Origin of the sequence: Lachnoanaerobaculum gingivalis (assembly GCF_003862475.1) — a bacterium.
Taxonomy (GTDB): domain Bacteria; phylum Bacillota; class Clostridia; order Lachnospirales; family Lachnospiraceae; genus Lachnoanaerobaculum; species Lachnoanaerobaculum gingivalis.
The window spans coordinates 142,456-165,722 of sequence record NZ_RRCO01000002.1; the positions used below are offsets into that span (position 1 = coordinate 142,456).

At 35.4% G+C, this 23,267-nt stretch carries 15 protein-coding genes; 10 read left to right on the forward strand and 5 right to left on the reverse strand.

Annotation, left to right across the window (positions count from 1 at the left end):
- Positions 1-66: 66 nt before the first annotated feature.
- Together EHV10_RS04930 and ftsH are read left to right on the forward strand one after the other, a co-directional pair.
- The gene (locus EHV10_RS04930) at positions 67-2,361 is read left to right on the forward strand and encodes a hydratase (protein ID WP_128673703.1); all 2,295 of its coding nucleotides are present in this window, start codon (positions 67-69) and stop codon (positions 2,359-2,361) included.
- Between the two features lie 11 nt (positions 2,362-2,372).
- On the forward strand, positions 2,373-4,247 hold the full coding sequence (gene ftsH / locus EHV10_RS04935; protein ID WP_128673704.1) for an ATP-dependent zinc metalloprotease FtsH: 1,875 nt from the start codon (positions 2,373-2,375) through the stop codon (positions 4,245-4,247).
- 49 nt (positions 4,248-4,296) lie between these two features.
- Here ftsH and EHV10_RS04940 read toward each other — a convergent pair whose 3' ends face one another.
- Both EHV10_RS04940 and pyrB read right to left on the reverse strand, forming a co-directional pair.
- Entirely contained in the window at positions 4,297-4,731 is a 435-nt protein-coding gene (locus EHV10_RS04940; protein ID WP_128673705.1) for an aspartate carbamoyltransferase regulatory subunit, read from the reverse strand.
- The gene (gene pyrB, locus EHV10_RS04945) at positions 4,731-5,645 is read right to left on the reverse strand and encodes an aspartate carbamoyltransferase (RefSeq protein WP_128673706.1); all 915 of its coding nucleotides are present in this window, start codon (positions 5,643-5,645) and stop codon (positions 4,731-4,733) included. Before pyrB ends, EHV10_RS04940 begins: the two co-directional genes overlap by 1 nt.
- Before the next feature lie 192 nt (positions 5,646-5,837).
- Here pyrB and clpB point away from each other — a divergent pair, with 192 nt between their 5' ends.
- The 8 genes from clpB to EHV10_RS04985 all read left to right on the forward strand — a co-directional run bounded on the left by clpB (position 5,838) and on the right by EHV10_RS04985 (position 20,577).
- On the forward strand, positions 5,838-8,429 hold the full coding sequence (clpB, locus tag EHV10_RS04950) for an ATP-dependent chaperone ClpB (RefSeq protein WP_128673707.1): 2,592 nt from the start codon (positions 5,838-5,840) through the stop codon (positions 8,427-8,429).
- Between the two features lie 159 nt (positions 8,430-8,588).
- On the forward strand, positions 8,589-10,067 hold the full coding sequence (cls, locus tag EHV10_RS04955; protein ID WP_128673708.1) for a cardiolipin synthase: 1,479 nt from the start codon (positions 8,589-8,591) through the stop codon (positions 10,065-10,067).
- Between the two features lie 16 nt (positions 10,068-10,083).
- Positions 10,084-10,836, forward strand: coding sequence for a lysophospholipid acyltransferase family protein (locus EHV10_RS04960; RefSeq protein ID WP_128673709.1), 753 nt, complete (start codon positions 10,084-10,086; stop codon positions 10,834-10,836).
- 15 nt (positions 10,837-10,851) lie between these two features.
- Positions 10,852-11,742, forward strand: coding sequence for a prephenate dehydratase (gene pheA / locus EHV10_RS04965; protein WP_128673710.1), 891 nt, complete (start codon positions 10,852-10,854; stop codon positions 11,740-11,742).
- A 19-nt stretch (positions 11,743-11,761) separates the two neighbouring features.
- Positions 11,762-13,033, forward strand: coding sequence for an ATP-binding protein (locus tag EHV10_RS04970; RefSeq protein WP_128673711.1), 1,272 nt, complete (start codon positions 11,762-11,764; stop codon positions 13,031-13,033).
- Positions 13,034-13,046: 13 nt separating this feature from the next.
- Positions 13,047-14,561 carry a Ppx/GppA phosphatase family protein gene (locus EHV10_RS04975; RefSeq protein ID WP_128673712.1) on the forward strand — a complete coding sequence of 505 codons (1,515 nt, stop codon included), beginning with the start codon at positions 13,047-13,049 and terminating at the stop codon, positions 14,559-14,561.
- An 18-nt stretch (positions 14,562-14,579) separates the two neighbouring features.
- Positions 14,580-16,748 (forward strand): RNA degradosome polyphosphate kinase, encoded by a 2,169-nt coding sequence (locus tag EHV10_RS04980; protein WP_128673713.1) that lies wholly within the window; start codon positions 14,580-14,582, stop codon positions 16,746-16,748.
- 346 nt (positions 16,749-17,094) lie between these two features.
- A complete protein-coding gene (locus EHV10_RS04985; protein ID WP_128673714.1) occupies positions 17,095-20,577 on the forward strand; it encodes a hemoblobin-interacting domain-containing protein in 3,483 nt (1,160 codons plus the stop codon).
- Between the two features lie 54 nt (positions 20,578-20,631).
- On the opposite strand, the gene ilvC is transcribed toward EHV10_RS04985, so the two are convergent.
- From ilvC to EHV10_RS05000, 3 genes are all read right to left on the reverse strand, one after another.
- Positions 20,632-21,651: a ketol-acid reductoisomerase gene (ilvC, locus tag EHV10_RS04990; protein WP_007591793.1), complete on the reverse strand. Its 1,020-nt coding sequence runs from the start codon at positions 21,649-21,651 to the stop codon at positions 20,632-20,634.
- 64 nt (positions 21,652-21,715) lie between these two features.
- On the reverse strand, positions 21,716-22,213 hold the full coding sequence (ilvN, locus tag EHV10_RS04995; protein WP_007591794.1) for an acetolactate synthase small subunit: 498 nt from the start codon (positions 22,211-22,213) through the stop codon (positions 21,716-21,718).
- Positions 22,214-22,355: 142 nt separating this feature from the next.
- The gene (locus tag EHV10_RS05000; protein ID WP_128673715.1) at positions 22,356-23,153 is read right to left on the reverse strand and encodes a class B sortase; all 798 of its coding nucleotides are present in this window, start codon (positions 23,151-23,153) and stop codon (positions 22,356-22,358) included.
- Positions 23,154-23,267: the final 114 nt, after the last annotated feature.

Consider the following 23,267-nt stretch of genomic DNA (forward strand, 5'->3'; position numbering starts at 1 on the left):
TAAAATCATCAGCCTTGAAAATAATTTTTTGATAGTATATACTATTCTGGAAAACTAGGAGGAAATATGGTTAATTTGTACAATGGTGGAGCTTACCTTATTAACGGTAAGACGCTTATAGAAGAGAATGATTTAGATAAATTAAAATCTGTTACAGGAAAAGATATAGATAAAGAAGAAGCCAGAAAAGGAAGTATAGCTTACAATATACTTGAAAAACATAATACTTCAGGAAATATGGATAAGCTCAGACTGAAGTTTGATGCAATGGCTTCACATGATATTACCTTTGTTGGAATAATACAGACTGCAAAGGCCAGCGGTATGGAAAAATTTCCGATACCCTATGTTTTGACAAATTGTCATAATTCACTTTGTGCAGTCGGCGGAACTATAAATGAAGATGACCATATGTTCGGTCTTTCCGCTGCAAAAAAGTATGGCGGTATATATGTGCCGCCTCATATTGCTGTAATACATCAGTATATGAGAGAAGCGTTTGCAGGTTGTGGAAAGATGATACTTGGATCGGATTCACATACCAGATACGGAGCGCTTGGAACGATGGCTATCGGTGAAGGCGGTGGTGAGCTTGTAAAGCAGCTTTTACAGGATACTTATGATGTAAACAGACCCGAAATAATTGCAATCTATCTTGAGGGAGCACCGAAGGCAGGTGTCGGACCGCAGGATATCGCACTTGCAATAATAGGTAAGGTATTTAAAAACGGATATGTAAAGAATAAGATAATGGAGTTTGTGGGACCCGGAATCGCATCTATGACCACAGATTACAGAAACGGTGTGGATGTTATGACTACAGAGACTACCTGCCTTTCATCTGTCTGGGAGACTGATGAGGATACAAAGAAATTCCTTACTGTTCATGGAAGAGCTGAGGATTATAAGGAGTTAAAGCCTGCCGATATTACATATTATGACGGTGTTGTACATGTGGACCTTTCTACAATCAAGCCTATGATTGCACTTCCATTCCATCCAAGTAATGTATATGAAATAGATTTCCTTAATGCAAATTTAAAGGATCTGCTTCACGAGGTGGAACTTGAGGCAATAAAGATAGGTGGAGAAGCCGGAAAAGGTCTCAGACTTTTAGATAAGATCGAAAACGGAAAGCTCAGAGTATCACAGGGTATTATAGCAGGATGTGCAGGCGGAACTTATTCAAATGTAATGGAGGCTGCACATATTCTTAAAGGACACAGTACAGGATTTGATGAGTTTAACTTAAATGTTTATCCTTCGTCACAGCCTGTATTTATAGAAACAACAAGAAACGGTGCTGTGGCAGATCTTATGGAAAGCGGTGCGGTAGTAAAGACTGCATTCTGTGGACCATGCTTCGGTGCGGGAGATACTCCTTCAAATAACGGTCTTTCTATAAGACATACTACAAGAAACTTCCCTAACAGAGAGGGATCAAAGCCGGGATCGGGACAGATGTCCGCCGTAGCGCTTATGGATGCGAGATCTGTAGCCGCAACTGCAAGAAACAAGGGATTTTTAACACCTGCCACAGAGTTTGCAGATGATTATATCGTGCCTGAGTATAATTATGATGACACAATATATAAGAACAGAGTTTATCAGGGATTTGGAGCGGCGAGAGAGGACAGCGTTTTGGTTTACGGCCCTAATATTAAGGATTGGCCTGAGATGACTGCTCTTACAGATAATATCCTTTTAAAGGTATGTTCAAAGATTCTTGATGAAGTAACCACTACAGATGAGCTTATACCTTCAGGAGAGACATCATCTTACAGATCAAATCCGCTTGGACTTGCGGAGTTTACACTTTCAAGAAGAGATCCTGAATATGTAGGCAGAAGCAAGGCGGTAGATGTTATTGAAAAGTCAAGAAGAAAAGGTGAAGACATCTTAAAAGATAATACAGAGCTGGCCCAAATATTTGATAAGATAAAGACTATACCCGGATTTGCAGATATCGTCGCAAACGAAACCGAGATAGGCAGTATTATATATGCCAAGAAACCCGGTGACGGTTCTGCAAGAGAGCAAGCTGCAAGTTGCCAGAGAGTTATCGGCGGTCTTGCAAATATTGCTAAGGAGTATGCAACAAAGAGATATCGCTCTAATGTGATGAATTGGGGCATGCTGCCGTTCCTCTTAGATTCGGAGCCTGATTTCGAGGTTGGAGATTATATCTTTGTACCGAATATCAAGAAGCACCTAAGAGGTGATATGTCAAAAATTCCTGCCTATATTATAGGAGAAAATATAAAAGAAATAAGCTTAAGCATTGCGGAAATGACTGATGCGGAAAAATCCATAGTGGAGGCAGGTTCTCTTATAAATTATAATAAGAGTAAAATAAAATAGAAAGGAAGTGTATGGATAAAAAAAATAAAAATGAATCCAATGGGCTGAATAATAGGACTATTATTATACTTATTATTGCGGCTGCCATTGCATTCTTTGCAGTAAGCATACTTTCAAACAGGCTTAAGAAGGCCACAACGAAGGAAGTACCTTATACTGAGTTTATGCAAATGGTAAATGACGGAAAGGTAGAGTCGGTAAAGGTAATGGCAGGTACTATTGAAATAAAGGTAAAGCCAAATCTTTCAGATTACTCAACCATGACTGTGTATAAGACGGTCAGAATAGAAGACGATGCATTGGTTGACAGATTATATGCGGCCAATGTGCCGGCAACTATGGAAAGGTTTGAGACTACATCTACAATACTGTCATTCCTAAGTTTTATTCTACCGTTTATTTTCTTCATACTTATGATGAATTTCTTGTTGAAGAGAATGGGCGGAGGCGGATTCATGGGAGTCGGCAAGAGCAATGCCAAAGTATATGTTCAAAAGGAAACCGGTATTACATTTAAGGATGTAGCAGGTGAAGATGAGGCAAAAGAATCTTTGACTGAAATAGTTGATTTTTTGCATAATCCTGAGAAATATACAAAGATTGGTGCCAGACTTCCGAAGGGAGCTCTTTTGGTGGGACCTCCGGGAACAGGAAAAACACTTCTCGCAAAGGCGGTGGCCGGAGAAGCGGATGTACCGTTCTTTTCTCTGTCAGGTTCAGACTTTGTAGAGATGTTTGTAGGTGTAGGTGCTTCAAGAGTAAGAGATTTATTCAAACAGGCACAGGAGGCGGCTCCTGCTATCATATTTATAGACGAGATAGATGCAATAGGTAAGAGCAGAGATTCCAGAATGGGTGGAGGAAATGATGAGAGAGAACAGACTCTCAATCAGCTTCTTTCCGAAATGGACGGCTTTGATTCATCAAAAGGTCTTATAGTACTTGGTGCTACAAACAGACCTGAGATACTTGACCCTGCATTACTTCGTCCGGGTAGATTTGACAGAAGAGTAATTGTTGAAAGACCTGATCTTAAAGGAAGAGTTGACATTCTAAAGGTACATTCAAAAGATGTGCTTATGGATGACAGCGTAGATCTTGAAGCAATAGGTCTTGCTACATCAGGTGCTGTAGGTTCAGACCTTGCCAATATGATAAATGAAGCGGCTATTTTGGCGGTAAAAAAAGGCAGAAAGGCTGTAAAGCAAAAAGACCTTTTTGAAGCTGTCGAAGTTGTTCTTGTAGGTAAGGAGAAAAAGGACAGAGTAATGAATCAGGAAGAGAGAAGAATTGTATCTTACCATGAGGTGGGACATGCACTTATCTCTGCACTGCAAAAAAACTCCGAGCCTGTACAAAAAATAACTATTGTACCAAGAACAATGGGTGCTTTGGGTTACGTAATGTATGTTCCTGAAGAAGAGACATATCTTAAGTCAAAAAAAGAACTTGAGGATATGCTTGTAAGTACTCTTGGAGGTAGAGCGGCCGAGGAAATAGTATTTGATTCCGTAACAACAGGTGCATCAAATGACATTGAAAAGGCTACATCTATTGCCAGGGCAATGGTTACACAGTATGGTATGAGTGATAAGTTCGGATTGATGGGACTTGCAAGAGTTGAAAATCAATATCTTTCAGGACAGTCAATACTTGACTGTGGTGACAATACAGCTACCGAAGTTGACAAAGAAGTAATGAAAATACTTAAAAAGAGCTATGATGAAGCCCTTAGAATCCTTAGAGAAAATAAGGATGTAATGGACAAACTGGCAGAGTTCCTTATAGAAAAGGAAACTATTACAGGAAAAGAGTTCATGAAGATTCTAAGAGAAATAAAAGGATTACCTGAAAAGGTGGAAATTAAGAAAGCCATATTGGTATAAAAAGGCTGCCGGATTAAAATTTAATCCGGCAGTTTGTTGTTTTAAAATATTATTTTTTCTTATTTCTTTTCTCTTCACAATATATGCAACGATATACCTCGTTCTCCTTATCTGAAAGATAAAAGATATGTGGGAGTTCCTGCTCTATAGAAGTGATACATCTGGGGTTCTTACACTTGATAATATTTGTTATCTTCTCAGGTAATGAAACAGTTTTTTTCTCAACAATCGAATTATTCTTTATAACATTGATTGTGATATTGTGATCGATATATCCGATTACGTCAAAATCTATCAAATCAAGTACATCACCTTCGATTTTGATAATATCTTTCTTACCCATTTTTTTAGACTTGGCATTCTTTATAATTGCAACAGGTATATCAAGCTTATCAAGTCCTAAGTGAAAATATATATCCAAGCTTTTTCCGGCTTCTATATGATCAAGTACCACACCTTCATTTAATCCACTGATATTTAACATTATTTTACCTCCAAAAGAGTGAGAATCAAAGCCATTCTTACATATACACCAAACTCAGCCTGTTTGAAATACGCGGCTCTCGGGTCATTATCAACCTCAACGCTTATTTCATTTACTCTTGGAAGCGGATGGAGTATATACATATCCTTTTTAGCATGCTTTAATTTCTGCTTATCCAAAATATATGTGTCTTTCAAACGAATATAGTCTTCTTCGTTGAAGAAACGCTCCTTTTGAACTCTTGTCATATAAAGAATATCAAGCTCAGGCATAGCCTCATCAAGGCTTGTAACCTCACTAAACTCGATATTATTTGCCTTAAGTACATCATCTCTGATATAGTCAGGGACTTTAAGCTCTTCAGGAGAGATAAGAACAAATTTGATATTCGGATATCTGATAAGAGCGTTAATAAGTGAATGAACTGTTCTACCGAACTTAAGGTCGCCGCAAAGTCCGACTGTAAGGTCTGAGATACTTCCCTTCATTCTCTTTATTGTCAAAAGGTCTGTAAGAGTCTGTGTAGGATGCTGATGTCCACCGTCACCGGCATTAATTACAGGAATAGAAGAGAATTTGCTTGCAACAAGCGGTGCACCCTCTTTTGGATGACGCATTGCCGCGATATCCGCATATGAAGAAATTACTCTAATAGTATCCGCAACGCTTTCGCCCTTTGCTGCAGATGATGAATCGGCAGAATGAAAGCCAAGTACGCTACCTCCCAAATTAAGCATCGCTGCTTCAAATGAGAGTCTGGTTCGTGTGCTTGGCTCATAAAATAAAGTTGCTAATTTTTTTCCTTCACAAATTTTGGAATACTTTCCCCTGTTGTTTTCAATATCAATAGCAAGCTCTAAAAGTGCATTAGTTTCTTCAACAGAAAAGTCCAATGGGTTTAAAAGATGTCTCATACTTCTCCTTTATAAAAATCATTTTTCGTATTATAGTCCAAATTTTACACTTTTACAAGACCTAAAATGTAAAAAGAATTTAATTAACAGGGGCTATAAAATATTTCAAAATAATATTTAAAATTCGCTTGACATATAGAAATAAGTCTGTTATAGTACGTGTATAACAAAGATAACAAAGGTGGTGATATAATGAATATTAGCAAATTTACGCAAAAGTCAATTGAAGCTGTACAAAACATGGAAAAGGTTGCAGCTACTCATGGCAATCAACAGATAGAACAAATACATTTGTTGGCATCACTATTAGATATAGACGGTTCATTGATAGTTAATCTTATAAAAAAGATGGGTATCAATGAAAATGAATTTAGAAACGAAGTTGAATCCGCAATAGAAAAGCTTCCGAAGGTAAGCGGCGGAAATGCCTATATAAGTAATGATTTGAACAAAGTTCTTATTACATCTGAGGATGTAGCAAAGAGCATGGGAGATGAGTATGTTTCGGTAGAGCATATTTTCCTGAATCTTTTGGAAAATCCTTCATCAAATGTAGCACAGATCTTCAGAATGTATGGAATAAATAAAAATAAGTTTTTACAGGTACTTTCAGAGGTAAGAGGCAATCAAAGAGTGGTTTCCGATAATCCTGAGGCTACATATGATACTTTGAATAAGTATGGATATGATCTTGTTGAACGTGCAAGGCAGCAAAAACTTGATCCTGTTATCGGAAGAGACAGTGAGATAAGAAATGTTATCAGAATACTGAGCCGTAAAACTAAGAACAATCCTGTACTTATAGGTGAGCCGGGTGTAGGTAAAACTGCGGTAGTAGAGGGGCTTGCAGGAAGAATTGTAGCAGGTGATGTTCCAAATAATTTGAAGGATAAGAAACTCTTTGCACTTGATATGGGTGCGCTTATAGCCGGTGCGAAGTATAGAGGTGAGTTTGAAGAAAGACTGAAAGCGGTTTTGGATGAGGTAAGAAAGTCTGAAGGTGAGATTATTCTTTTCATAGATGAGATTCATACAATTGTAGGCGCAGGTAAAACAGAGGGCAGTATGGATGCCGGAAATATGTTAAAGCCTATGCTTGCAAGAGGTGAGTTGCATTGTATTGGTGCTACAACACTTGATGAGTACAGAAAGTACATTGAAAAGGACCCGGCACTTGAGAGAAGATTCCAGCCTGTACTTGTAGAAGAACCTACAATAGAGGATACAATATCAATACTTCGTGGTTTGAAGGACAGATATGAGGCATATCACGGAGTCAAAATTACTGACGGAGCTTTGGTAAGTGCGGCAGTACTTTCAGACAGATATATCAGTGACAGATTCCTTCCTGATAAAGCTATCGACCTTGTAGATGAGGCCTGTGCTCTTATAAAGACCGAGCTTAATTCAGTGCCTACAGAGATAGATGAGCTCTCAAGACGACAGATGCAGCTTCAGATTGAAGAAACCGCACTTAAAAAAGAAAATGATAATCTTTCAAAGGAAAGACTTGAAGCTTTACAAAAAGAACTAGCAGAGGTTAATGATGAGTTAAATGAAGCAAAGTCAAAATGGGAAAATGAGAAAAAGAGTGTTGAAGGTCTTGCAAAACTCAGAGGTGAGATTGATGAGGTCAACAGACAGATAAATGCCGCAAAGCAAAGCTATGACCTTAACAGAGCTGCAGAACTTCAATACGGAAAGCTTCCTGAGTTGCAAAAACAGCTTCAGATTGAAGAAGAAAAGGTTAAAAAAGAAGATCTCAGACTTCTTCGTGAATCTGTTACAGATGAAGAAATTGCAAGAATTATCTCAAGATGGACAAATATTCCTGTTTCAAAGCTAAGTGAGAGTGAAAGAGAAAAGACTCTTCATCTTGGAGATACTTTACATGAGAGAGTAATCGGACAGGATGAGGCGGTTGAGAAGGTTACCGATGCTATAATTCGTTCAAGAGCGGGTATAAAAGATCCTTCAAAACCTATAGGTTCATTCCTATTCCTCGGACCTACAGGTGTAGGTAAGACAGAACTTGCAAAATCTCTAGCAAAGGCTCTATTTGATGATGAAAACAATATGATAAGAATCGATATGAGTGAGTACATGGAGAAATTCTCCGTGAGCAGACTTATAGGAGCTCCTCCGGGATATGTAGGATATGATGAGGGTGGACAGCTTACAGAAGCTGTAAGAAGAAAACCTTATTCCGTAGTACTCTTTGACGAGATAGAAAAGGCACATCCTGATGTATTCAATGTACTGCTACAGGTACTTGATGACGGTAGAGTTACAGATTCGCTCGGTAAGACTGTAGATTTTAAAAATACCATTATAATAATGACATCAAATCTCGGTTCGGGTTACTTGCTTGACGGTATCAATACATATGGTGATATCAGCGAAGAGGCAAGAAATAAAGTAATGGATGAGCTTAGAAACAGCTTCAGACCTGAGTTCTTAAACAGACTTGATGAAATCATTATGTTTAAACCGCTTACAAAGGACAATATCGGAAATATTATAAATCTGTTAATGGATGAGCTCAATGAGAGACTTGAAAGTAAGGAACTTAAAGTGGAACTTAGTGATGCGGCAAAGAACTATATCATTGATAACGGATATGATCCTGCATATGGTGCAAGACCGCTAAAGAGATATCTGCAAAAGAATGTCGAGACCATGGTTGCAAAGCTTATTCTTTCAGACAGTGAGTTGAAAGCAAAGGATATAATCTATATAGATTTGGATCCTTATAATGAGCTTACTGCGGTTGTACAAAAATAAATAATTTAAAGAGTCGGGCGACCGACTCTTTTTTATTTAATGTAAAAAAACAATATTAGTGGTATAATAGACAGGATTATAGAAAATTCTGTTGCTATAGTAACGTATATTACATAAATTATTTAGTTATTGTAGTTAAATTAATAAACCGGGAGTTATATGTTTGATATTTTAAAAACAGGTCACTTAGGATTTGTTCATTTGTTCTATTTGAATTTGATACTGTCATTGATAATAGTATTTTTCCAAAGAAGAGATCCGAGAACAGTTTGGACATGGATTTTAGTACTTAATTTTTTGCCTATTGTCGGAATAATACTGTATTTATTTATAGGTCAGGACTACAGAAAATCCAGAATGTTTAAATTAAAGAGTGTTGAAGACGGCATAAGGAGAGCTACTATCAGGCAGGAAAAATTCTTCACAAAAAGTGAAATGGTGAAGAATGATTTGTATGCCAAGGAATATCATAGATTGATGCAGTACAACCTTATGTCCGGCGGTTCACTTTTGACAATGAAAAATTCCTTGGATATATTCACAGACGGGAATAATAAATTTGATGCACTTATTGAAGATATTAAGAATGCTAAAAAATATATACATTTGGAATATTATATTATAAAGCAGGACTATCTTTTCCTTAATATAGCAAAGGAGCTTATAAAAAAAGCTGATGAGGGTGTTGAGATAAGAATTCTGTTTGACGGAATGGGCGGAAGGTTTATGTCAAAGAAGATTTTAGATAATTTAAAATCTCATGGCATAAAGTTAGGTGTATTTTTCCCTGCAACTTTGGGAAGAATCAACTTTCGTATAAACTACAGAAACCACAGAAAAATAGCTGTAATAGACGGTAAAATCGGTTATGTAGGAGGCTTTAACATAGGAAAAGAATATGTTGACGGCTCAAAGAAATTCGGACACTGGAGAGATACACATCTTAGAATAGTCGGAGAGGCTGTAAACGGACTTGAACTTAGATTCGGACTGGACTGGAAGTACGCGACAAAAGAAGATATTTTCATAAATGACAAATATTTTATCGGACCGGATGAGATGGATTTTGTACCTGAAGAAGGTGACAATATTCTTAGAATGCAGATAATTTCAAGCGGACCCGATTCTGAGACTAAACTTATACGAGATAATTACATAGAGATTATAAATCATGCAAAGGACCATGTGTATATTCACACGCCTTATTTTGTACCTGATGAGGCTTTTATAAGTGCGCTCAATATTGCGGCAAGATCGGGAGTTGATGTAAGGCTTATGATTCCATGTATGCCGGATCATCCGTTTGTATATTCCGCTACACTTAGCTGGGCGGGAACTCTTCTTGAAGCCGGTGGAAAGGTATATACCTACGAGAAGGGATTCTTACATGCAAAGTCAGTAATGGCTGACGGCAAGGTAGCCTGTGTGGGTACGGCCAATATGGATATAAGAAGCTTTGAGCTTAATTTTGAGGTAAATGCAATGATTTACGATGAAGATATTGCAACAGAACTTGAAGATAATTTTATGAGAGATATTTATGATTCAAAGGAGTATACATTGTCAATGTATAAGAATCGCTCACTTATTCAAAGAGTTAAAGAACAGGTGAGCAGACTCCTTAGTCCATTATTATAATGAGAGGTTTTTTCAAATGATTAGATTTATTTTGGTAGCATTATGTCTACTTTTATACTTGGTACTTTTTATACCTACAATGCTTGTTTTACTTATAATAAAAAGGTTTAAACCTGCTACTTCTTCTACTTCTTCTACTATTGCACAAACAATGGTGCGTATAACTTTCAGACTCTTACTGTTTTTGGCCGGGGCAAAAGTGGAAGTAAGAGGGCGTGAAAATATTCCAAAAGACGGAGGCGTTTTATTTGTAAGTAATCATAGAAGTTATTTTGATATACTTGCAGGATATGCATATACTTATAAACCGCTCGGTTTTGTGGCAAAGTATGAAATGATAAAGGTTCCGCTTCTTAAACAGTGGATGGATTTGCTCAATTGCCTTTTCTTAAACAGGAAAGATATAAAACATGGACTTAAGACAATATTACTGGGTGTAGAAAAAGTTAAATCAGGTATTTCGATATGGATTTGTCCTGAGGGAACAAGAAACTTAAATGATGATGTCACAAATGTAAAGGATTTTAAAGAAGGCTCATTGAAGATAGCTGAAAAAGGAAAGGTACCAGTTATACCTGTAGCTATTTACGGTACATATGAGATATGGGAACAGCATTTACCTTTTATGAAAAAGAGCAATGTAATAATTGAGTATGGTGAGCCGATAATAATATCGGAATTGTCCGATGAGGAGAAGAAAAAGCTTGGTGCATATGCAAGAAATAAAATTGTAAATATGCTTGAAAACATGGTGAAAGAAAAAAGATAAAACTTTGGGAGTACTATGCAAAGACTTGAGGAAATAAAATTTGATGATATGCCAAGCGGATTTAAATGCAAAGAATATATGGATTCCGATATAAAAAAAATAGTGTATCAGGGTGTGGAAGGTGCGTATTCACATATAGTAACACAGACATTATTTCCGGATGCAGATACAGAGAATGTAAATACTTTTGAAGATGCTATAAATTCAGTTTTAAACGGTGAGGCGTCATACTGTGTTGTACCGATTGAGAATTCATCTGCCGGTATTGTTACAGATATTTTCGATTTGCTTTTAAAAAAAGATGTAGTAATTGTGGCGGAATATGATTTACATATCAGCCACTGTCTTTTGGGTATAAAGGGTGCAAGCTTTTTTGATATTAAAATAGTATATTCACATCCACAGGCTTTAATGCAATGTGCTTCTTATTTAAAAGAACATCCTGAATGGAGTCAGATTAGTCTTTTAAACACTGCCGTATCTGCAAAAAAAGTAAAAAATGAAGGCAAGATTGAGCAGGCGGCAATTGCTTCCGAGCTTTCAGCAAAACTTTACGGTCTGAATATTTTAGACAGGGGAATTAACAGAAATTCCAATAATACCACAAGATTTGTAGTATTAAGTAAGGAAAAGATTTTTTCGAAAGCCTCAAATAAACTTAGCCTTATATTGGAACTTCCACATGAAAAAGGTATGCTGTATAATATTCTCGGAATATTTGTTTTAAACGGATTGAATCTTTTAAAGATAGAATCAAGACCTATAGCGGAGAAAACATTTGAGTACAGATTTTTTATAGATATTGAGGCAAATCTAAACTCGGCAAATGTTTCAAATGTACTTGAAATACTTAAAAATAAAGTGCCATTTTTAAAGATTTTGGGAAACTATTGTTCAAATAATTAATGTAGCTTAAGGGGGAAATATGTACAGCATAAAAACATGCAAAGATTCAAAGATAGATGATTTGATATTATATAGAGACTTGAAGTTTGAAGACACAATAAGAATGTTTTGTGCTTTGGATAAGAACAGCACAAATGTAAGTAAAACCATATCAAAGATGCTTGAAGTTGCAGGTGAGTACGGCCTTCACGGGAATCTTTGGGCTAATATACTTGCATTGGCACTTGCATACAATGAGAATGTATACTCAAAAGCTACAGAGATTGTAGGTAAAACTTCAGGAAGTATAAATACCTTTGCAATACATGATTTTAGAATATTAAGAGAGTTGATTCATTTTATACCTAATATTAACGGTGATTTATTAAAAGAGATATATAATTATGAAGGTAACGGGAGAGATTCAAAGCTTGTAAACACCAGAGTAAGAGACAGAATTCTAAGACTTTCAAAGCAACTTATGGAGGCGGACTCAGACAATGAGTTTAAAGATATAATAACTGAATTTTATAAGGAATACGGTGTAGGAAAGTTCGGTTTGAATAAAGCTTTTCGTATAGAAGAAGGTACGGATTTAAAGACTGCAAATATAATACCTATAACCAGAGTCGAGCATGTTTATTTGAATGATATAATAGGCTATGATCTTCAAAAGAAAAAGCTTATAGAAAATACAGAGAGTTTTATAAAGGGTAAGCCTGCAAATAACTGTTTATTGTACGGAGATGCGGGAACCGGAAAATCTTCAAGTGTAAAAGCTATTGTAAACGAGTACTATGATAAAGGTCTTAGGATTATTGAGATCTACAAGCATCAATTCAGATATTTGTCAGATATACTTGAGCAGCTTAAAGACAGGAATTATAAGTTTATCATATATATGGATGATTTAAGCTTTGAAGAGTCGGAGCTTGAATACAAGTATTTAAAGGCGATTCTTGAAGGAGGATTTGGAAGAAGACCTGAGAATGTGTTGATATATGCTACAAGTAACAGAAGACATCTTATCAGAGAAAGTTTCAGAGATAAGACTGAAACAGATGAAGAACTTCATACAAGAGATACTGTTGAGGAGAAGCTTTCATTATCTGCAAGATTCGGTGAAAAAATCTATTACGGTTCACCTGATAAAAAAGAGTTTAACTCTATTGTACTTGCTTTGGCAAAGAAGCATAATATAGATATGGATGAGAGTGAAATACTTTCAAAAGCCAACATGTGGGAATTGTCTCATGGTGGTATGTCCGGAAGAAGTGCAACACAATTTATAACTTATTTACAGAGTCAATAGACTTGGAGAGCGTATGGGAAAGAGTGAGATAAAATATTTTGCGGCGATTGATGTAGGCTCATTTGAGCTTGAACTTGGAATTTATGAGATAAGTAAATCAGGAATAAAGAGAATTGATTATGTCAAGCATACTATTGCGCTTGGCAGTGATACCTACAAATTCGGTAAGATCAGTTATGAAATGATAGATGAGCTATGTGATATTTTATCGGATTTTAAGAAAATAATGCATAGCTATAAGGTGGATGCGTATAAGGCATATGCGACCAGCGCCATGAGAGAAGCCTCAAACAATATGCAGGTGCTTGACCAGATAAAGGTAAGAGCCGGGATTGATATAAGTATAATATCAAACTCAGAGCAAAGATTTATCAATTATATGTCGATTGATTCAAAAGGTGAGCTCTTTGAGAAATATATAAAGAGCGGTACCGCTATTGCCGATGTCGGATTTGGAAGTATGCAGCTTACTCTTTATGATAACGGTGCAATACAGAGCACGCAAAATTTATCACTTGGAGTTTTAAGACTTCGAGAGATGGTGGAAGAGATTGATAATATCAATGAAAAAAAGCATAATGTACTTACAGAGCTTATAGATAACGACCTTAATACATTTAAGAAAATTTATCTTAAGAATAAAAAAGTAAAGACTATAATCGGTATCGGAGAACCTCTTATGTATGTATTCAGATATATGGATCATAAATCATCAGATATGATAATAGATTATGAGAGATTTATTGAATTATTTGATAGAATACGCGGAAAGAGTGTTGAGGAAATAGAGAATATACTTGGTGTAAGTAAAAATTATGCAAAGATGATTTTGCCGAGTGTACTTATTTTTCAAAGAATTTTTGATCTTTTTAATGCTAAGGAAATATGGATGCCGGGTACGCTTTTAATAGACGGTATTGCGGCAGAATATGCAAAGAAAACCGGAATCATAAGTGTAGGTCATAATTTTGAAGAAGATATAATTGCGGCATCAAAAAATCTTGCAAAAAGATACAGAGGAAACAGCAAACACAACAGTGCGGTGGAAAAGAACGCTCTTCTTATATTTGATGCCATAAAGGAGGTCAGCGGTTTAACGGAAAGAGACAGGCTCTTGGTACAAATAGCCGCGATACTTCATAATATCGGTAAGTTTATAAATATGAAAAACAGTGATACGGCCACCTACAATATCATTTCATCAGGAGAGATTATAGGTATATCTCATGATGAGAGAATGCTTATGGCGGAAATATCAAACATTGATAATGAAGAAAATATTTATAACAAAAGAGATATCAGGCTTGCAAAATTAAGTGCAATACTGCAAATGGCAAATGCACTTGACAGATCTCATAAGCAGAAAATAAAGAATTTTACATTGAAATTAGATGAAAATAAGCTGAAACTTGAAGTGAATTACATGGGTGATTTGAGTCTTGAAATACTAAGTTTTAATTCTCACAGAGATTTCTTTAGAGAAATCTTCGGAATAGAATTTATTTTGAAACAGATAAGAACTTTTTGATAGGAAGGAGTGGCTATTATGGAAAAGTTTGATAATGTAGAATATTTTACAAACAGGGAGCTGTCCTGGCTGAAGTTCAATATCAGAGTTTTAAATGAAGCTGAGGATGATGATGTTAAACTTTTTGAAAGATTGAAATTTTTAAGTATAACATCTTCAAATCTTGATGAGTTCTTTATGGTAAGGATTGCTTCATTAAAAGATATGGTGGATGCTGATTATAAGAAAAAAGATATCTCGGGAATGAGTGCGGATAAGCAACTTGGTATACTGACTAAGGAGACTCACGATTTTGTTAAAAAGCAGTACGAGGTTTATAACAAATCTTTGGTTCCGCTTTTAAAGAAGGAAAATCTGCATATAATAAGTCATGATGATGAACTTGATGCAAATGAAAAAAAATTCATCAATGAATATTTTGACGAGTTTGTATACCCCGTGCTTACACCTATGGCTGTAGATGCTTCAAGACCTTTTCCACTTGTCAGAAATAAGACTTTAAATATTGCGGCTCTGATAAGAAAAAGAAAAGAAGAGACATCAAAAAAGAAGAAAAAGGATGTATATCTTGGAAATGTAGACAAAGATATGGACTTTGCAATGGTGCAGGTGCCGTCAGTACTTCCGAGAATTGTGGAGATACCTACAGAGTCCGAGGAGAGAAAGATAATTTATCTTGAGGATATTATAGAGAAAAATATTGATAAACTTTTCTTAAATTATGAAGTAATATCCGCAGCAACATTCAGAGTAATGAGAAATGCTGAGTTTAAGCTTGATGAGGATGATGCATCGGATCTGTTGGAGGAAATAAAGAAAAAACTTAAGAAGAGACAGTGGGGAGAGGCCATAAGACTTGAAGCCGAAGAAAGAATGGATGCAAGCCTTTTAAATTTTCTAAAGAATGAGTTGAATGTTGATGAAGAGGATATATTTAAGATAAACGGACCTCTGGATTTGACAGTTCTGATGAAGATATATTCTCTTGAAGGTTTTGATAGGCTAAAGGATAAAAAGCATGTTCCTGTAATGAACCAAAGGCTTATAGACTGTGAGGATATATTTGAGGAGATAAAAAAGAAGGATATTTTGCTTTCACATCCATATGAGAGTTTTGATCCGGTGATAGATTTTGTATCAAAGGCGGCGGCGGATAAAAATGTTCTTGCTATAAAGCAGACTTTATACAGAGTCAGCGGAAATTCACCTATTATCAAGGCGCTTGCAAATGCTGCCGATAACGGTAAGCAGGTTACGGTTTTGGTGGAGCTTAAGGCAAGATTTGATGAGGAGAATAATATCAACTGGGCAAGGATGCTTGAAAAAGCAGGCTGTCATGTAATTTACGGACTTGTAGGATTAAAGACGCACTCAAAGATAACTCTGGTTGTAAGAAGGGAAGAGGACGGTATCAGAAGATATGTGCATCTTGGTACCGGAAACTATAATGATTCTACTGCAAAGCTTTATACTGACCTTGGTATGTTTACAGCAAGAGAAAGTTACGGTGAGGATGCTACGGCAGTTTTTAACATGCTCAGCGGATATTCGGAGCCGCCTTTCTGGAAAAGATATGTGGTTGCACCGCTTTGGATGAAGGATATATTCTTAAAAAAGATTAGCCAATGCGAAGAGGCCGCCAAAAGAGGATCCGAGGTAAGAATCATAGCAAAGATGAACTCGCTTTCTGATAAGGATATTATATGCGCACTGTATTCGGCAAGCTGTGCAGGAGTAAAAATAGATTTGATTGTCAGAGGTATATGCTGTTTGAAAGTAGGCATAAAAGGAGTCTCTGAGAATATTACAGTTAGATCTATTGTAGGAACATTCCTTGAACATGCAAGAATATTTGACTTTAGAATAGATAATGATGAAGAGATCTTTCTTGGAAGCGCCGACTGGATGAACAGAAATCTGGAAAAGAGAGTGGAGATAGTATTCCCGGTGGCGGATGAGGATATAATAAAGAGTATAAAACATTATCTGGATGTGGAGCTGGAGGATAATGTAAAGGCGTCTATACTGTTACCTGACGGAAGATATGAGAAGCTAAAAAGAGAAGGAAATGTAAAGAAAAATTCACAATCAATCTTTGTAAAAGAAGCTAATCAAATATATGAAAATGCTGTTAAAATAAATAAAGCAGAAGCTGATAGAACTTTTATACCTCTACAAGGAGATTAGAGATGATTTAATAAATAATTTACATTTAGTAATATGTTTGTACAATAATAAGTGATATTTCTAAAATTAGCATACAAAAAATACAATGAATACACTTTATATACTTGACTAAATATATATATAATTATATACTACGGTATGTATCAGATACATTTTATGTAAAATATAGTTTGAATATTATTAGAATCTGTCCGGTACTTATTAAGAATTTTCCGATGTTATTAAACGAGGATTAACTTATTAAGTTGGACAGATTTTTTCAGAATATGAGTTAGTATATACTAACTAAATAATATGATGATCTTTTACATAGAAATTTTTATTTGTTCGTTTGGAGGGACGAGACATGTTTAAGCGTATTTTTAAAGTAGTATTGTGTAGTATATTAGCCACGAATATGGTTATGTCATCTTTTTTCTACACAAAAGTTTTGAAGCCGATTGGTGTAAGGGAAGTTGATGTGGTATCACATGCATCAACTATGGGACCACCACCTGTACCTTCTCTAAGACCCGGAAGAGGTGAAGGAGAAGATAAAGGTACAGAGGTCAGTGAATCAGATAAGAATTTGCCTTTTGAGAGTGATTTTATTGAATCATTGGAATACAACAATTCTTATGGATATCTGATAATGCACCTTAATAAGGATTTCTTAAGTAACGGCTTTGTAAATGAGATTCAGTATATAGGTATAAATGATGTTAAATATAGATATGAGACTGTTAATACAGACAGATCAAAATGGTATACTATATTTATACCATATAAATATCTAAACAAAGGTGAAAATATACTGTATTTTTATATGAAGGATATTACATATAAAACATTTGTGGAACTGGGCGATGAATTTAAAAAACAAAAAATCAGCCCTAAGCTTATTGCACTTGAAAATACAGATGGAGTGGATGTTGCCTTTAAATTAAAACTGAAACATAATAGTGACGAGGAAAGAGCGGCATTTTATGATGCTGTTAGGGGTGATTTAAAGGAAAAAATTACTGTAAGTGAAATATTTACAATGGCAGGCAGTACAACTGAGATAGAAAAAGATAAATATGATGTAAGTATTGACGAAGATAATGATGAATTGACAATTCAGTTTAAAAACGGTAAGAGAATATATCAGTCACTCTATATCTATGATATAGATATAGCAGTGGAAGGATTTTTAAATACCAAGGGTACAGTTATTTTATATGAGCATGCCGATCCACTAAAGTATAACTGGGATACAAAAGGAGATAACAGTTTAAAGATAACTTACGGTGAGGGTGTAAACTCTATTTATCTGAGTGAAATAAGTGATATTGAACTTTCAGTATTGGATGAAAAAGGTGAGGCGAAAAATACAAAGACTTTGGAAGAAAATAAGGATTACAAAAAGTCCTACAGTGAATTACAGATTTTTTCAAAAGTATTTGAATCAAACAAAAAATATAGACTTTCATTATATCACCCTTCAGTTAAAACACTGAATTTGGATATTGAAAGTCCTGACCTTGCAAATGTAAAGCCGGCAAGAACATTGTGGGCTGATGATATTAAATCGGATGAAGACTTTTTAATGTCATTTGATGAAGATGATAAGGCTTGGCTTTCAGAGTTAAATAAAATAGTATTAAAGGATAGAAACGGATACAGTTATGAGATGTATCCGATAGCACAAAAGGCTATTGACGATGAAGAACACGGATATGAAGATGAGTATGGAGATAATCCTAATCGTTATTATGAACTTGATAAGGATAATCTTACTCTAAAAATAAATAAAAGGTATTTTAAGAATGACAGCGGAAGATTTATATTAGAGTTTAAGGCTAAGGGATATGATGACAGCAGTGTAAGCTTTTTTATAAAAAGAAGCGGAGTGTTTGGTACAAAGGATGTAAAGGTAGAGTACAGATTTTTAACAGACAGTGATTACAGTCTGGAACTTAAATCAAAAACAACTCCTAGTACATTTGTACTGCGTACATATTTTGATAAAAGAAATAACAATGCTCCAAGGTCGGAAAGTAAGATTACTGTAAAGGATCAAACTACAGGAGATTTTAAAGTCTTAAAGCCGGGACCAAATGAGGATTTTTGGTCAGAGTATGCCGGAGGAAATGTATTAAAGATCTTCGCAAAGAATTTTATTGCAGATCATACATATACTGTTATATTGCAAAATAATGATTATCCTACAGTTGTTTTAAAGGATATTGTAGCACCTTCAGAGCTTATAGGAGAGTTAAAGGAGCCTTCAGTCAAAGTAAAATCTGTTGTAAAAGGAAATCCGGTTGTAATATCTTCAAATAAAGAATATGTGGATGCTATACAGTCTATAAAAATATCAAATGACAGGGGATACAGCACTACAAAAACTGATGGATTTGTAAAAAATAATGATAAGGTATCTCTGGATTTTGAAGATTGGAGAAAGTCTGCAGGTATTCTTGAGACTGTAGGTAGTTTCTCAATGACAATATCCGCTAAAGGATATAAAGATGCAAATATTGATTTTGCTATAAAGGATACCAATATTACATTTGAGGTAGAAAAAGATCCGGATAAGAAGAATATAGCTGTTAATTTCTCACAGGGAAAATTGCCTGAGTATGGCTATACAGATTCATTGGCCTATGTGGAACTAAATAACAAAAAACTTAGTAAGACACAGTACACAAGATCAGCTCTTGGCAGTACATTACTTATAAATGAAAGACTACTTTTAGATGGTGAAAATAAACTGATATTAAAGTCAACTTTATATGATAATATCGAAGTAAAATTTGATTTTGACAATGAGAAGCTTAGAAGTGAAAAGGAAGCACTTTTAGAAAAGGTTTCTACACCATCAAATGCAAGGAAATTAAGAAATTCACAGGTGAAAGCACTACAATCTAAGATAGAGAATGCAAAAACTCTTAGAGAACTTAGAAGTGCAGGAATTGACCTTGATGTAGCTATATTTGGATCAATTCAAGCAAAACTTAATTTGAAAGAAGAAATACTTGAAAAGATAAATTCTTCAGAGATTAATGAGGTTGAAAAAGAACGTTTGATTGATGAGGTAAATTCAGCAAGTGATTTACAAGATTTGATAGAATTGGAAGATAGAGTAGATGATATTTTAGCAAAATATATTGCTAAAGAAGAGGAGCAAAAAACTCCACCTATAAATAAAGAAGATGAAAAAGACTTATCTACAAATACAAATGAGGAACAAAAAACAGACTCAAATACAGTGATAGCAGGAGATTCCAAATCAGATAAAACTGATATAAAACATGATGAAAATACAATTACTGATTCTACATCAGAGATAAAGTCAGATAAAAATAAGGAGATAAAGGATGTAGAGAGTAAAAAAACACCATCAAATATTATAAAACCAAACGCAAGTAGCAGACTATTCGTAGGTGGATCAGGTGGTAAATCATCTTCTGCAAATCAAAATAAAGGTACAAATAAGGTTTCATACAAGAATTGGTATAAGCTTACAAATGGTAAGTGGACAATACTTGGAGAAAATATAAAGTCATCTTGGGTAAAGGATGGAAATCATTGGTTCTATATGGATGATAATAGTGAGCTGGTGGAAAATCAATGGCTATACATCGATGGAAAGTGGTATTATGCAAAAGCAGGTGGGTATATCGCAGAAAATGAGTGGATATCATACAAGGACAAATGGTATTATTCTAAATCCGGTGGAGCTATATTTCAGTCTGCATGGAAAAATATAGGAGAGAAATTCTATCATTTCGGTATTGATGGAGATCTGTCTGTAAATACTTATGTAGACGGATATCAAGTAGATGCTAATGGTATAAGAAAATAATATATATAACTTAAAATAGCCACTGCGAAAGCAGTGGCTAAAACTTTATAAGAATTAGTTATTGATAAGCTTCTCATCATCATTGTTCCAGCTGTAGAGCTTTCTGATCTCTGCACCTACCTTCTCTGAAGGATGCTCAGCTGCAAGTTTTCTCATAGCCTTGAAATGAACCTGACGACCTGCATTAGACATATCAAGTAAGAAGTCCTTAGCAAATGTACCGTCCTGGATATCTGTAAGAATCTGCTTCATAGCCTTCTTTGTATCCTCTGTAATAATCTTAGGTCCTGTGATATAGTCACCGTATTCTGCTGTGTTTGAGATAGAATATCTCATTCCCTCAAATCCTGACTGATAGATAAGATCTACAATAAGCTTCATCTCATGGATACACTCAAAATATGCATTCCTTGGGTCATAGCCTGCCTCACAAAGAGTCTCAAAACCTGCCTGCATAAGTGCACAAACACCGCCGCAAAGAACAGCCTGCTCACCGAAAAGGTCAGTCTCAGTCTCTGTACGGAATGTTGTCTCAAGAAGACCTGCTCTGGCACCACCGATACCTGCACCGTAAGCAAGTGCAAGCTCAAGAGCCTTACCTGTAGCATCCTGCTCTACAGCTACAAGACAAGGTGTTCCCTTACCCTCAAGATACTCTGAACGAACAGTATGTCCCGGAGCCTTAGGAGCAATCATTGCAACATCCACATCTTTAGGTGCTGTGATACAACCGAAGTGAACATTGAAACCGTGAGCGAACATAAGCATATTTCCTGCTTCAAGGTTCGGCTCGATATCATTCTTATATAAATCAGCCTGAAGCTCATCGTTTATAAGAATCATTATAATATCTGCTTTCTTTGTAGCCTCTGCAGCTGTGTAAACTTTAAGTCCCTGTGCTTCTGCCTTTGCCCATGACTTACTTCCTTCATAAAGGCCGACAATTACATTGCATCCGCTTTCCTTTAAGTTCAATGCATGTGCATGTCCCTGGCTACCGTAACCGATGATTGCGATAGTTTTACCCTCAAGCATTGAAAGATTACAATCCTCTTGATAATAAATTTTAGACATATAAATACCTCCTAAGTAACTTCTATTTTAACCCATTTAGGTTGGGGAACCATCAAAATAAAAACTAGTTGAAAACAACTACATCATCACTTCCTCTTGAAAGAGCAGTGAGTCCTGTTCTGGCAAGTTCCAAAACCTCATAATCGGAAAGAAGATTTGAAAGTGCTTCAAGTTTTGAATTATCACCTGTAAGCATAACTGTCAAACAATCCTTAGCCACATCTACAATAGTAGCTCTGAAAATATCACAAAGAGCTGCGATATCCTGTCTCTGTGAAGCATCGGCTTTTACCTTTATCATTATAATTTCACGGAAAACACTTTTGCCTTCCTCTAAAACCTTGATATCTCTTACATCTTCAAGTTTTCTCAGCTGTTTAACTATTTGATCAAGTGTATCCTCGTCTCCGATAGAAACAACTGTCATTCTTGAAAAGCGCGGATCGGCTGTCTCTCCAACAGTGAGAGAGTCGATATTGTATCCTCTCCTTGAGAACAGACCTGACACACGACTTAAAACACCTGCAGAATTATCTACAATAAGTGAAAATACTCGTCTCATTTTACCTCCCAATATTAAAAGTAGTAATTAATAAAATCATATTGGTTTTCAATTTACTATAGCACCATTATGATAAATGTCAATTTATTATATAATATAATTGTTATAACCTGAGGTTATAATACAAAAAACAGTATATATTTTACCTGTGATCTTCTCCAAAATCAATAGTTGATAAATCATATTGTGCAGGTTCATCATTATCATCCAATTCATATGCGTATAAAACAGTTCTTGTATCATCACCCTCATACGAACAGGTTATAAAAGACCAAATCTTATTTACACCCTTTTCAGGAATCTCTCTGAAGGTACATTTTTCCGTCATCCTGTCCACATAGTTGTGGAAATAATCCATATCGTCAAAATATGTCTGTCTTCTTTCAGGTGCCGAATCGGTATAAAGAGCGGCTATAGTCTTTAATCTGTAAGTTTTATTCGGAGTATAAATATATATCATTCTATGTTCTTTAAAAAAATCTTCTTTTTTGAACTTGGTGATATCGGTAAACATTTTACCGTCTTTCATATGATGACCGTAGATAATATTATTCAGAGTTGAAAAATCCGAATTACTGTAGCCGTCCATGTACACGGAATAATATGATTCCTGATGGTTTATATCATGGTGTAAATAATATTCTATATCATATTCTTTCCATAATATAGGATAATCAATTACAGTTCCGGGAATATACACCCATGCGATAACATCAGGATTTGTAGCCTTTAACGAATCAAAATCAATTTTCCTTGTATAATTTTCATCAGTCTCATAAGCTTTTGTAGGCGGCTCGGTTGTAGTTTCTTCTTGAGTGGTTGTAGTTTCAAGAGTAGTTTCAGGTTCTTTATTTTTGTTTTTTATATTTGAAAATATGACTGCAATCGCTGTAAGTAATATTGCGAAAGCCAAAATAGGTAATAAAATTTTCTTTTTCATATATCTCCTAACAACTTTTAGGTAGAAGTATAGCATTTTTTTTTACTATTGTATATAAATCTTATGAATTAGATTGATTAAAAAAAAAACCTCTACTATAATTAGTGAGAAGAC

What these genes read in the sequence shown, in the direction of transcription:
- ftsH (WP_128673704.1), top strand. Translation starts at nt 2,373, where the DNA reads ATGGATAAAAAAAATAAAAATGAATCCAATGGGCTGAATAATAGGACT.
- EHV10_RS04985 (WP_128673714.1), top strand. Translation starts at nt 17,095, where the DNA reads ATGTTTAAGCGTATTTTTAAAGTAGTATTGTGTAGTATATTAGCCACG.
- ilvC (WP_007591793.1), bottom strand. Translation starts at nt 21,651, where the DNA reads ATGTCTAAAATTTATTATCAAGAGGATTGTAATCTTTCAATGCTTGAG.
- EHV10_RS04940 (WP_128673705.1), bottom strand. Translation starts at nt 4,731, where the DNA reads ATGTTAAATATCAGTGGATTAAATGAAGGTGTGGTACTTGATCATATA.
- EHV10_RS04975 (WP_128673712.1), top strand. Translation starts at nt 13,047, where the DNA reads ATGGGAAAGAGTGAGATAAAATATTTTGCGGCGATTGATGTAGGCTCA.
- EHV10_RS04960 (WP_128673709.1), top strand. Translation starts at nt 10,084, where the DNA reads ATGATTAGATTTATTTTGGTAGCATTATGTCTACTTTTATACTTGGTA.
- cls (WP_128673708.1), top strand. Translation starts at nt 8,589, where the DNA reads ATGTTTGATATTTTAAAAACAGGTCACTTAGGATTTGTTCATTTGTTC.
- ilvN (WP_007591794.1), bottom strand. Translation starts at nt 22,213, where the DNA reads ATGAGACGAGTATTTTCACTTATTGTAGATAATTCTGCAGGTGTTTTA.
- EHV10_RS05000 (WP_128673715.1), bottom strand. Translation starts at nt 23,153, where the DNA reads ATGAAAAAGAAAATTTTATTACCTATTTTGGCTTTCGCAATATTACTT.
- pyrB (WP_128673706.1), bottom strand. Translation starts at nt 5,645, where the DNA reads ATGAGACATCTTTTAAACCCATTGGACTTTTCTGTTGAAGAAACTAAT.
- EHV10_RS04970 (WP_128673711.1), top strand. Translation starts at nt 11,762, where the DNA reads ATGTACAGCATAAAAACATGCAAAGATTCAAAGATAGATGATTTGATA.
- EHV10_RS04980 (WP_128673713.1), top strand. Translation starts at nt 14,580, where the DNA reads ATGGAAAAGTTTGATAATGTAGAATATTTTACAAACAGGGAGCTGTCC.
- EHV10_RS04930 (WP_128673703.1), top strand. Translation starts at nt 67, where the DNA reads ATGGTTAATTTGTACAATGGTGGAGCTTACCTTATTAACGGTAAGACG.
- clpB (WP_128673707.1), top strand. Translation starts at nt 5,838, where the DNA reads ATGAATATTAGCAAATTTACGCAAAAGTCAATTGAAGCTGTACAAAAC.
- pheA (WP_128673710.1), top strand. Translation starts at nt 10,852, where the DNA reads ATGCAAAGACTTGAGGAAATAAAATTTGATGATATGCCAAGCGGATTT.